Below are 12783 nucleotides of genomic sequence, written 5' to 3'. Positions count from 1 at the left end.
TGGGGAAGGGAGAATGATGAAATGGACGTAATGAAGCCAATTGCAAGTAACGAAATTCCAACAGGAAATGAATGGCTTTACGAGGTTAAATATGACGGATTTCGGTGCGTTCTCCATTGGGAAAAAAATGACGAAATTAAATTAGTTAGTAAAAATCAAAAAGATTTAACACCACAATTCCCTGAAATTGTTTCTTTTTGCCAGCAACATGAGAATCTTGTCAAAGAGCTTCTACCTGTTAAACTGGATTGCGAATTAGCCGTATTAAACAATCGTTACCAAGCTAACTTCTCGTGGATTCAAAAGCGAGGAAGACTCAAAAATGCTGATTCCATTCAAAAAGCTTCTGTGAATAGACCTGCAACCCTGTTAGCATTTGATATTTTACAGTATTCAGGTACTTCCACCGCAAGAAAGACATTTGCTGAACGAAAAAAGGTTTTAGAATCCTTTTGTAGTCTTATGGAGATTACGGATGAGAAATGGAAGAAACTCGGATTCATTCAGGCATACAAAAATCCTGACGAACTATGGAAAATTATTTTTGACCATAAAGGAGAAGGAATGATTGCCAAGCGAAAGAAGAGCAGCTATTCGACAGGAAAAAAACATCGGGATTGGTATAAGATAAAAAATTGGCGAGTTATTCATGGATTTTTGACAGCATATGATAGTAAAAATGACTATTTTGATGTCCATGTATTCGATAGTGACTCGATTTATGCTGTCGGAAAATGCAAGCATGGATTGGCTACAGATGATTTTCAAACAGTGAAGCAACTTTTTATAGCAAACGGTGAAAAGGAAGGTGTTTTTTATAGGCTACCACCTGCAATCTGTGCCTCCATACATACCTTAGATCGGTATATGGGAGAATTACGTGAACCTGAATTTGACAGAATTGCACCAGAATTAACTCCAGCTGAATGCACAGTGGAGCAATTAGAATTAGACTTGTCCATGCTTCCCCCTAAAATAGAGTTCGCAAATACCGATAAGCTCTACTGGCCAGAAGTAGGATTTACAAAAGGGAAGTTTCTAGCGTATATGCGAGAGATTGCCCCCTATATGTTACCATTCCTAGAGAACCGAGCATTAACAATCATTCGTTGTCCAGATGGCGTTAAAGCAGAGTCATTTTTTCAGAAGCACCTACCTGCTTATGCGCCAGACTTTATTAATGGTATTGGTACAGGAGAAGAAAAATTGATGGTATGTGATACGTTAGAATCTCTTATGTGGTTTGCAAATCATGGTGCGTTGGAATATCATGTACCCTTTCAAAGCCTAACAGGTAATAAACCAATCGAGATTGTATTTGATTTAGACCCACCTAATCGGGATAAATTTAGCTGGGCTATTCAGGCAGCATTACTAATAAAACAATTATTGGATGACTTAGACCTTGTCTCATTTGTTAAAACATCAGGAAATAAAGGTCTTCAGGTCCATATTCCAATTTCAGAAGGTAGTATGGAGTATGACGAAACTGCCGTATTCACACAAGCTATTGCATGGACGATTGAAAAACAGCATCCTGATATTTTTACTACTGAAAGAATGAAGGAAAAGCGAGAGGGTCGACTATATATCGATTACGTTCAGCACGGGAAGGATAAAACGTTAATTTCCCCCTACTCTACACGTAAAACACCAGATGGGACAGTGGCAACCCCGCTTTACTGGGAGGAAGTTACAGTGGAACTAAGACCGGAAGCATTTACAATTGAAAACGTCGTGAAACGTGTACAGGATGTCGGCTGCCCGTTTCATGGTTATTTTGACTACGGTAGAAATCAGAAATTAGACAGGGTTCTGGCGTTAATAAAATAATATGATACTCATTAATAAAGGTGGTTACCATCATTTATTCGCGTCGTTCGCCCGCCCTGTATCGATGCCTATAAAAATAACCGCTCCACGTGGGAGCGGTTATTTGGCACAATTATAATGATTTTGCTTCTTCTATCGCGTTCTTATCATGAAAGATTTTCGTATTAAAGTTTCCTAAAATACGTGAGGTCAGTGTACCGGTTACCATTGCACCATTTACGTTCAATGCAGTACGACCCATATCAATGAATGCTTCAATTGAAATTAACAGACCTGCTAACCCTACAGGTAATCCCATTGAAGAAAGAACGATTAGTGCTGCAAATGTAGCACCACCACCAACACCGGCAATACCAAATGAACTAAATCCAATGATGATAACTAGTGGTAATAAGAACTCCACTGTTAATGGATCAATACCAACAGTTGGTGCAATCATAACAGCGAGCATTGCAGGATATATTCCAGCACATCCATTTTGCCCCATTGTTGCTCCAAAGGAAGCAGACATATTGGCAACCCCTTCTTCAACACCAAGAGCGTTTTTCTGTGCAGAAACATTTAACGGAATAGTACCAGCACTAGAACGGGATGTGAATGCAAAGCTCAGCACTGGCAATACTTTACGTAAATAACCAAGTGGACTTATTCCGAATACCGATACAAGTACTAGGTGAATAATAAACATTACCGCCAACGCTACATAAGATGCTAATACGAATTTACCAAGCTCTAAAATTCCAGCAAAGTCTGTATTTGCTACCGTATTTGCCATTAACGCCAAAATACCGTAAGGCGTTAAACGAAGTACCAAGGTAACGATACGCATTACAACACCATATACTGCATTGACCATTTTCGTAAAGAATTCTGCTTGTTCAGGATTTTTTCTGCGTAACCCAAGTACTGCAACCCCAACAAATATAGAAAAGATTACAACTGCAATAACGGATGTTGAACGCTGTCCCGTCATATCTAAGAAGATGTTAGATGGGATAAAGTTCAAAATTCGGTCCGGAGTTGAAGCTCCTTCAATTTCAGTAGAATATCTATCTTCTAGAGAAGCCGCTCGCTCTTGTTCTTCCTCACCTGCAGTAATATCTTCTGCATTTAGATCAAAGATTGTTGCAGCACCAACACCAATTAAAGCTGCAATCATTGTCGTTACAATTAAAATACCAATAATCCAACCAGCCATTTTTCCAAGCTGAGCTGACTTTTCCAGATTCGTAATGGATTGAATAATCGATACCATTACTAAAGGAATTACGATCATCATTAGGAAGCTAACATACCCTCTCCCCACTACATTGTACCAATCACTAGTCAGTGCTAATGTTTCAGATCCACTTCCATAAATCCATTGTAATACAGCTCCAAGAACAATCCCCAAACCTAGACCTGTAAATACACGCTTCGTAAAGGAAACATGTTTACGTTGCATAAAAATTAACAATCCGATAATTGCAAGTAGAATTGCAATGTTCAAGATTAATAGCCAATCCATCATAAAATCCCCCTATTTTTTTTGATTTCGGAAAAGAAGATATTCGCCAACATGCATTTGCAAACACCTAGTTTTCTAATACTATATGCACCTAATCTTTTTATCGCTCTTTAAATTATATAATTCCGATAAAAATAGTATGACTTTAATAAGATACAATGGTTTTAATAGGGTGTCAAGAAAATGAATTCACATTACTTACAAATCGTAATTAAAAGGAACACTACTGTTATTGATAGTGTTCCTTTGTCCATTTATAGAATCTTCGCCTGTAATTCTAATTCGACATTGCCCTGTATGGCTCGAGAAATCATACAGCTTTTTTCTGCCTTTTCCACGAGCTTCTTAACTAATTGGTAATCGCCATCACCGGCTTCATCAGTTAATGCTACTGTCGGTCTATGAATAATTTTTTTATACGTAAAAACGCCCTTTGTTACATCCACAATCCCTTCAGATTCCAACGCCATTTCCTTCAGAGGTAGACTAGCTCTTTCAATCATTGCGGCAAGCGTAATAATGTAGCATGTTGCAGCCGCTCCGAGTAGCATTTCATCTGGATTCGTTCCGACTCCTGGACCATCCATTTCTTTTGGAATGGAGATTTTTGTATTTAGATTTCCTGCGTCAATATGTCCTTCACTATTACGGCCACCTGGCCAATCTGCTTTTAAATGAAAATGATGTTCTGCCATTCAACTTCACCTCGAACTCATTGTATCTTATATATGTGCTAAATAAAAAAGTAATGCATTACTTCCCCTAACACGACCCCAATAATCACAATGAGCCATGCAGGGGTTTTCCAAAAATACATAAGTGCGAATAGAATTGCAGCTAATGAAAAGCTTGCGGCATTTGTAATGGAGCTTGTAAATACAGGGTCGTAGAAGGCAGCAAGTAGTATCCCGACTACGCTTGCATTAACGCCCATCAATATTCCTTGAAAGCTCTTACGCTTTCTTAGTTCACTTAAGAAAGGTAGGGCTCCAACAATCAATAAAAATGAAGGTAAAAACATTGCTACTGTGGCAATAATACCACCTGTTAAGCCTTGTATCATCGTCCCTAAATAACTCGCAAATGTAAATAGAGGACCTGGAACCGCTTGAGCCATCCCATAACCGGCCAAAAATTCACTGCTCGTCAAAAGACCATTCGGCACAACCTCTTGCTCTAGCAATGGTAGCACCACATGTCCCCCTCCAAATACAATGGAGCCAACCCGAAAGAATGTATCAAAAATACTTACATAAGGATTCTGAACAGCTTGTGCCACTATTGGCAACCCAATTAGTAGCAGCACTAGTAGGGAAAGCGCGAAAATCCCTTGCTTTTTCGTGATAGAAATGGAAAACGCTTCGACCTTTGATTGTGCATTTTTAGAAAACATAAAATATCCGAGAATAGCGGCACCCAAAATGACAGCAATTTGCACAATAGCCGATGGAAATAATAACATAATCAGCATTGCAAGAACGGCGATTGCTATTCTTGGTTTATCTGGCGTAAGATTTTTCCCCATTCCTAAAACTGCATGTAATATAACAGCCGTTGCAACTATTTTTAGAGATGTTATCCAGGTGGCATCTCCAAGTGAGAAGGTTTGAAAGGCAAGTGCAAATAATATCAATACAATAACAGAGGGCATCGTAAAGCCTAACCAAGAAATAACTCCCCCAAAGAAGCCACCTCGAAGCATTCCAATTGATATTCCAACCTGACTGCTCGCTGGACCAGGTAGGAACTGACACAGCGCTATAATATCTGCATACGTCTTATCGTCTAGCCATTTACGCTTATCTATATATTCGTTTTTAAAATATCCTAAATGTGCAACAGGCCCACCAAAAGAGGTCAACCCTAATTTCAATGATGTCCCTAAGATTTCCAGTAATCGGTTCTTCTTCATTATTTCCTCCAAGCATTTTTTGTTTTTTCTAAGATAACATAATCTGTTGTTTGTGTATTAACATTTACATAGAATTTACAAAAATACGCATATGAATCTATTTTAGGTTGGTAACCGTATACTATACTAAGTAGAAAGAAAGGGGATGGAAGATGAATACAAAGATGGACAACTATATGAACTATTATGAGGAATTGAAACAACAGCTAAAATGGAAGGTCTCTGACAAACGGATACTAATGACAATTTCCTCTATTTATGTTCTTCATGAAAAAGAATTAAGAATGAATCGATTTCTGGATCTAGCTGAAACAATAAAGCGTAATGCTAGTCTTTTTTCATCCATGCGATCCTATGCAAGATTTACAACTGCCGCAATATTTGACGTTAACTTTGAGGAACCGGATGAAAAAATCCAACAGCTATTTGACTTATACGATAGGTTTCGAGAAAAGAAATTAAGCAGTGGAACGTATACCTATATTGCCGCTTCCATTCTAATCATCAATAATACAACCAATCCAGAACAAAAAATTGAAAGAATGAAAGAAATCTATGATGGCATGAAGAAGGAGCACCTATTTTTAACTTCAAGTGAAGACTATCCACTAGCAACATTATTAGCACTCGAAGAAACCCCTAATATAATTCAGCATATTGAGGGGTTTTATGAAGACCTAAGTAAAAGTGGATTTCGAAAAGGAAACGATTTGCAGTTCCTAAGTCATATTCTTGCTCTTGGGAAAGATGTAAGTAAAAATATCCTTATAAGCCGTGCCCAGTATGTAATGGATTCATTTAATCATGCGGGGATTAAACCGAAAACAAGCTATTATCCAGTTATTGGTATGCTTGCATTGCTCCCACAGGAAGAGTTCGATATGCAACATATAAAAGCGATGTATACCTTTTTGAATGAGCAAAAGGATTTTAAATGGCAAAAGGATATGAATGTGATGATGGCCACTAGCTTCTTTGTGCATGATAAGTTGGATCACAAGGGGTTAGCTGAAACGAGCTTGAGTACAATACTAGAAGCTATTCTACAAGCACAACAAGCCGTCATGATTGCAACAATAGCCGCCTCAACCGCTGCTTCCAATAACAATAGTGGCAGTTGACGTAAAATCAATTACCGAATAGTTTCAGCAATCTGCATAGGATTCGATAGAAAAAAATCATCCCTTCGATGGGATGATTTTCTATTATATAATTTGATGCATAACGTTGTTCATATAATCTTTTAATTGGTTAAGCGTTGCTTCGCTTTCAGACTCATTTACGCCACATGTTCCAAAGTAACACTTAATCTTAGGCTCTGTGCCAGATGGTCTTAAACACACCCAGCTATCATTCGCTAAAGTAAATTTCAAAACATTTTCTGCCGGCAAATCAATTTTTTCAATTGTACTACTAGCATTAATATATCGCTTTCCAACTAAATAGTCTTCTAGCATTTCTACCTTTAGTCCTGCAATGTCCGTTAAAGGATTGTCACGGATTGTATGCATAATTTGCGAAATCTTTTCTGCACCCGCTTTACCCTTTAAAGTTAGCGATGACATTGTCTCTCGATAGTATCCGTGCTTCTTATATAGCGATTCTAATGCATCGAGTAAGGTCATTCCTTGTTTTTTCCAATAATCCGCCATTTCACTTGCCATTACCGCTACCTGAATGGCATCTTTATCACGTGTAAAGCTACTAATTAAATAACCGTAGCTTTCTTCATAGCCAAAGACAAACGCTTCACCTGTGGTATCGAATTGGCGAATTTTTGCTGCAATATATTTAAAACCAGTTAAAGTGTCTATTGTCTTAACACCATAAGATTCTGCAATTGCTTTCCCTAATTCAGATGTTACAATCGTTTTGATTACTCGATCGTTAGCTAAAAGTACTGGATTGGTATGGGAAAGAATATAATCAATTAATAGTGCTCCAAGTTGATTTCCTGTTAAAACGGTATAATCACCTGACTTCGTCTTCACTGCAACTCCCAAACGGTCTGCATCTGGATCTGTTCCTAATAGAATATCTGCATTTACCTTTTTTCCTAAACCAATAGCCATGGTGAACGCTTGATGTTCCTCCGGGTTTGGTGATGACACTGTTGAAAATTCCGGATCAGGAACCATTTGTTCTTCAACTACTGAAACCTGGTCAAAGTTTAGCTGCTTTAAACCAGCTGGAACTAGCTCACTCGCTGTACCATGAAGTGGTGTAAATACAATTTTTAAATCCTTCGGTTGTTTACATTCATCATGACTTAATTTGGTGATAAGGCTTAGTTTTTCTAAATAAGCATTATCCACTCCATCGCCAACCCAAACCAGTAATTTTTTTTCTTCTAATTCTGGTTGCTCTATAATTGGAATGTCCAATTCATTATCAATGTCTTGTATTTCTTGAATAATTTGGTTTGCTTCTTCTGGAATCATTTGTCCGCCGTCTTCATTATAGACCTTAAAGCCGTTATATTCTGGTGGATTATGACTTGCAGTAATCATCACCCCTCCAGCTGTACCTAAATAACGAACAGCAAAGGACAATAAAGGAGTTGGTCTTATCGAATGGAAGACATATGCCCTAATTCCAAACGCTCCAAGTGTTTTGGCTGTTTCAATTGCAAATTCTCGGGATTTATATCTTGAATCGTATGCAATCGCTACACCACGATCCTTTACATTTACGGAGTTTTTTAATAAATAGGATGCTAAACCATATACTGCTTTACGTACCGTATAGATGTTCATTCGATTGGTACCGACTCCAAGTACACCGCGCATCCCACCTGTACCAAAGGTTAATTCTTTATAAAAAGCATCTTCCAATGCTAGTTGATTCGACTCTATACTCACTAATTCTTTCTTAAGCTCGGGATCAAGATTTTGAAATGTGTTCCATTTATGATAGACTGACTCCCAATTATTCATAGGGTTATCCTCCAAAAACAATATATGCTCAAATTTTAACATAAAACGAACGAAGAATCTAACAGACTAGTAAATAGGGTTTAATTTCCTTTAATGAAGGAAATAATTTAATATGTTCGATTTATGTAAATTACAAGTGCATTCTCTAAAAAAATATTATAAGATTAACCATAATAACTTAGAAAGTGTGATGAGTATGACGAAGAAGCGTTGGTTCCAAACCTTAATTGCGTTAATATTAGTATTTCTATTAATCTATTTATTGTATGAAACTCGGTTTATATTTGATCCATTATTGAAATACATTGGGGCCGTTGCATTTCCATTTATTGCAGCTGGGCTATTATATTATTTAGCCAAACCATTAATGAAGCTTTTAATAAAATATAAAACACCAAAGTTTTTAGCAATTGTTATCGTGTTTATCTTGTTCATTCTAATAGGCTACGTATTTACGATGTTCATCATACCAGTTGCCCAGGATCAATTTACAAGATTCATGGATAATATGCCTGGAATGATATCTGGTGCACAGGAAGTAATTGACTACGTTGAAAAGAATCAAAACATCATTCCAAAAGAGGTTTATGACACAATCGACGATATGATGGCAAATATGCAAACCTATATCGAAGGGTTTATGACCTTCCTATTTAGCTTCATTAGTCAGGTTATTGGATTTGTTTTTGCGCTTGTATTAGTCCCATTTTTCCTATTCTTCATGCTCAAAGATGATGAAAAATTTGTTCCTTTCGTGACACAAATTTTCGAGGACAAAAAAGCAAGCAATTTAAGAAGCCTGTTATATAAGATTGATCATACATTATCGGCGTATATCCAAGGGCAATTGCTAGTCAGCTTGAGCATTGGGATTATGCTTTTTATCGGCTATTTAATTATTGATTTAAATTACGCCTTGACACTTGCATTGTTCGGTATGATTATGTGTGTGGTACCATTTGTTGGACCATTTATCGCTGTCGTGCCAGCAGCTATTGTCGGCGTATTTCAGGACCCAATGAATGTCGTATGGATTGCCATCATCATGATTATTGCGCAGCAAATTGAAGGGAACTTTATCTCACCAAATATTATGGGGCGTGCCTTACGTATTCATCCTCTAACCATCATTACGATTATTTTGGCAGCAGGTAGTATTGCAGGGTTCATTGGTATTCTCTTTGCAGTACCATTTTATGCAGTTGTTAAGGCAATTATTGTGCACTTTTATGAAACATACAAAGATACGAGAAAAAATAAGGAAGATGCCTTAATTTAATAAACAGCGACAAACTTTGTTTGTCGCTGTTTTTTTACTTTAACAATGATGTGTGCTCAAGCTTATTCAAAATAATATTCGACTGATGAGCCTACATCATAATATCCAATCTTTCGATAAATGCTGTTTGAAGTTGGGTTTAATGTATCTGTATACAAACTACAAAACCGAAAACCCTCATCCAATAGTTGTTGAGAGAGTCCAGCCACAACACTAGTAGCATGTCCTTTCCGCTTCTGATCATCTGGTGTGAATACTGCATTAATCGTTGCTCCATTTCTGGACCTTCTGGAGTTATTTGCCATAGAAACGATTTGATTATTCACTTCCCAAAGGAATAGAGATTGATTTTGAATGTAATTCCTTGCCATACTATCGGCGTGCGGCTTTGAAATGTTCATATTAGCTTGAAGTCCAAAATGATATAACCATTCTCGAATAATTGGAAGATGCTTTTCGATTGCTAGTATTAGTTTCCCTTCTGCATTTGGTGTAACCTTTACCTTGTCTAATTGATAGATTAATTGTTTCATATGTAAGATTGCCTTCTTTTTAGACAAGTTCTTCCATCGTTTCACGAACTCCTCTACCTGCTCTTCTGGACCGAGCACACCAGGTACAGGATATTTATGACGATCTAAAAATTGTACGATCGCTGGAATGACCCTCTGATCAATCCCATCGATTTTTGCCAATATCCATTTATTTGGAGGGGTTTGCATAAAAGCATAAATTACTTGTCCATCCTCTTCCACAATCCCTAATCGTATACCGTCTGTGTATATACCAATGTTGTTTCTTCCTCTTTCTAATAATCCAAGCATTAAGTTGTTGTTAACCTCTTGTTCTAACAATACATTTTCTACTTTTTCTAAATAGCGATTTATCGATGTTTCAAGATATACTTTCATATAACGCCCCCCTTTTTATCGTAATTGAATCTATTTTAACGTAATTAATTGTTTTGTAAAGAGGGAAACGCTACACTGTAATGGAGGAGTGATTCGATGACAAAACAAGAACTTGAAGATAAACTAGCTGAATTAAAATCTGATTATGTTCGCATTCAAAGTGACTTAGATAAATTAGAATACGTTCGTGGTAGAGCTTCTTCTGCCCAAGAACAATTAGTGCGATTAGAAGAAGAAATTGCGGAAGTATACAAGAAACTAGAAGCATTTGAATAAATTAAAGGAGCATTGCCCTAAACTAGGCAAATGCTCCTTTTGTATTACTTTATTCACTTTCCAATCTAGCTTGAATCTTAGCCTTTTCTTTATTCCTAGGCATTAAACTTACGATAATATCACCATTACTTGGTACTGTACGCATTTCTTCTGAGTAAAATTTAATTTGTCCAGATGGTTTAATGATATATAAGAAGACAGTTTCTTCGTCTTTTTCATCACGGTATTGTTTATAGGTATATTGCTCCGTGATAGTAGTTTGACGTAAAACAAACCCGTTATTAATCTTATCAATTAAGTCTTCTAGGTTAACTTCCTTTCGGAAAAGAATTCTTCCACCAACTTTTGAAACAATTTCAGTAGTCGTTCCATAGACCTTATCATAAGGACTCACTTTAAAGACATTCGTCCGTCCATACTCTGGCATAAAGGTCGTGCATACTAAGGAATTATACGATCTACTATCCGTTGCCGCAATTAAATACTCATAAGGCATCGTATCTAAATGATATTCTGTCTGCTCGGATAACATTTCCTCGTGATAAAAAGGAACGCCTGCCTCTCTAGCAACCTTTAATCTTTCCCATGAATTATCCACGATAATTATCGGAACATTTACTTTAGCAAGTGATTTTGCAAGCTCTACCGTAAATACATTGCTCCCAACAATTAACGTACCTGGTCTTCCTTCTACCGATAAATTCAACTTTTTCGCTAGCCATCCAATGGAGAAGCCATGCGCGATAACGGTAAAGAATACGAGACCAAACGTTAAGGCTGTTAGAATTTCTGCATCTGGATAGCCAGCTGCCAGTAGGATCGTAGCAAAATAACTCGAAACTGTCAGTGCCACAATTCCTCTTGGAGCAATCCAGCCAACTAATAATTTTTCATTGAATGTTAACCCCGTACCAATCGTCGATACAAAGATAGACAGCGGCCTAACTAGGAACATCATCAATATTACATAGCCAATTATACTCGGACTAAAAATATGAAGAATGGTTTCTAATTGTAAGGAAGCGGTCAACATAATAAAAATTGCAGAAATCAATAGAATAGAAATGTTTTCCTTGAAGTGTCGCATATCAGCAACGGATGATATGCCCATATTGGCGAGTGTAATCCCCATTGCAGTAACGGATAGTAGTCCTGTCTCATGCATAATTTCATCTGCAACTGTAAAGCACAGGATTACCACGGTAAATACTGCTGGTGATTTAAGGAATTCTGGAATATATCCTGTCTCAAACATCCAGCCAATTCCACGTCCACAAAACCAACCAAATATTCCCGCAAAAATAGAGGCCGCTAAGAACATCAATAGTTTTGTTCCATCAGGATCATTAGCAGTTAAATAAGCTATAATTTCAAATGCAAAAACAGCCAATAATGCTCCAATAGGATCAACAATGATACCTTCCCACTTTAAGATTTTTGCAGGTCGAGGCTTAAGTTTTGATTGGCGTAGTAATGGCATAATAACGGTTGGGCCTGTCACGATAAATAAGCCCCCGATGACAAATGCCACAGCCCACGAAAGACCTGCTATATAATGTGCAGTAAGCGAGCCTAAAATCCATGCAATAAAAGCACCGAATGTCGAAATTCTGAAAACCGGTTTTCCAAGTCCTCGTAGCTCTTTAAAGCTTAAATTAAGGCTTCCTTCAAATAGAATAATTGCTACTGCAACAGAAATAATCGGATGATAAAGATTGCCAAAGTCTTCTTCTGGATTGATGAAGCCTAAGATTGGACCAATTAATAGACCCGTAACGGCCATTACAACAATCGCTGGCATACGGTAACGCCAAGCCACCCATTGTGAACCAATCCCTAGAAAGAAGATCAGCATGACTTCCAATAATAAAGACGGTACCATTTCGTGCCCCCTTTTTTTCAAATATATGGTCATTCTAAATGTACCCGCAAAAAAAGTAAACAATTTTATTCTTAAATCGAGACGACTATTTCGTGTCATGTTAAATATAACCAAGTTGCCAGCATTTCAACTTCTCTGGCAACAGGAAACAAACATTTGATTCTATCGTTCTTTCTTTTATTTATAGTATCCACTTTTATCTATTATTTAATTATATATCAATATAAATATAAAAATCTTCCATTAG

Annotated in this window: 10 protein-coding genes; 4 read left to right on the top strand and 6 right to left on the bottom strand. The window is 37.2% G+C overall.

The window, feature by feature from the left end:
• Window positions 1-21: 21 nt before the first annotated feature.
• Complete coding sequence (locus ABC228_RS08535; RefSeq protein ID WP_345824694.1) at window positions 22-1833, top strand: DNA ligase D; 1812 nt, start codon at window positions 22-24, stop codon at window positions 1831-1833.
• A 112-nt stretch (window positions 1834-1945) separates the two neighbouring features.
• On the opposite strand, the gene ABC228_RS08530 is transcribed toward ABC228_RS08535, so the two are convergent.
• The 3 genes from ABC228_RS08530 to ABC228_RS08520 all read right to left on the bottom strand — a co-directional run bounded on the left by ABC228_RS08530 (window position 1946) and on the right by ABC228_RS08520 (window position 5252).
• A complete protein-coding gene (locus ABC228_RS08530; protein ID WP_345824851.1) occupies window positions 1946-3340 on the bottom strand; it encodes an L-cystine transporter in 1395 nt (464 codons plus the stop codon).
• A 254-nt stretch (window positions 3341-3594) separates the two neighbouring features.
• On the bottom strand, window positions 3595-4035 hold the full coding sequence (locus ABC228_RS08525; RefSeq protein WP_345824693.1) for an OsmC family protein: 441 nt from the start codon (window positions 4033-4035) through the stop codon (window positions 3595-3597).
• A gap of 38 nt (window positions 4036-4073) precedes the next feature.
• A complete protein-coding gene (locus tag ABC228_RS08520; RefSeq protein ID WP_345824692.1) occupies window positions 4074-5252 on the bottom strand; it encodes a chromate transporter in 1179 nt (392 codons plus the stop codon).
• 152 nt (window positions 5253-5404) lie between these two features.
• Between ABC228_RS08520 and ABC228_RS08515 the strand changes: the two genes are divergently transcribed.
• Complete coding sequence (locus ABC228_RS08515; RefSeq protein WP_345824691.1) at window positions 5405-6373, top strand: DUF4003 family protein; 969 nt, start codon at window positions 5405-5407, stop codon at window positions 6371-6373.
• A gap of 84 nt (window positions 6374-6457) precedes the next feature.
• Here ABC228_RS08515 and ABC228_RS08510 read toward each other — a convergent pair whose 3' ends face one another.
• A complete protein-coding gene (locus ABC228_RS08510) occupies window positions 6458-8188 on the bottom strand; it encodes a phospho-sugar mutase (protein ID WP_345824690.1) in 1731 nt (576 codons plus the stop codon).
• Between the two features lie 196 nt (window positions 8189-8384).
• On the opposite strand from ABC228_RS08510, the gene ABC228_RS08505 reads away from it, so the two are divergent.
• Entirely contained in the window at window positions 8385-9467 is a 1083-nt protein-coding gene (locus ABC228_RS08505) for an AI-2E family transporter (RefSeq protein ID WP_345824689.1), read from the top strand.
• A gap of 62 nt (window positions 9468-9529) precedes the next feature.
• Here the strand turns inward: ABC228_RS08505 and ABC228_RS08500 are convergent, their stop codons facing one another.
• Window positions 9530-10378, bottom strand: a complete 849-nt coding sequence (locus ABC228_RS08500; RefSeq protein WP_345824688.1) for a GNAT family N-acetyltransferase — start codon at window positions 10376-10378, stop codon at window positions 9530-9532.
• Between the two features lie 96 nt (window positions 10379-10474).
• Between ABC228_RS08500 and ABC228_RS08495 the strand changes: the two genes are divergently transcribed.
• Complete coding sequence (locus ABC228_RS08495; protein ID WP_345824687.1) at window positions 10475-10654, top strand: SE1832 family protein; 180 nt, start codon at window positions 10475-10477, stop codon at window positions 10652-10654.
• A 49-nt stretch (window positions 10655-10703) separates the two neighbouring features.
• Here the strand turns inward: ABC228_RS08495 and ABC228_RS08490 are convergent, their stop codons facing one another.
• Window positions 10704-12536, bottom strand: coding sequence for a cation:proton antiporter (locus ABC228_RS08490; protein ID WP_345824686.1), 1833 nt, complete (start codon window positions 12534-12536; stop codon window positions 10704-10706).
• Between the last annotated feature and the right edge of the window lie 247 nt (window positions 12537-12783).

The sequence above is a fragment of the Ornithinibacillus xuwenensis genome (genome assembly GCF_039614845.1).
Classification (GTDB): domain Bacteria; phylum Bacillota; class Bacilli; order Bacillales; family Amphibacillaceae; genus Ornithinibacillus; species Ornithinibacillus xuwenensis.
Note: the sequence above shows the minus strand (reverse complement) of the source record. Positions and strands in the feature narration are given on the sequence as shown.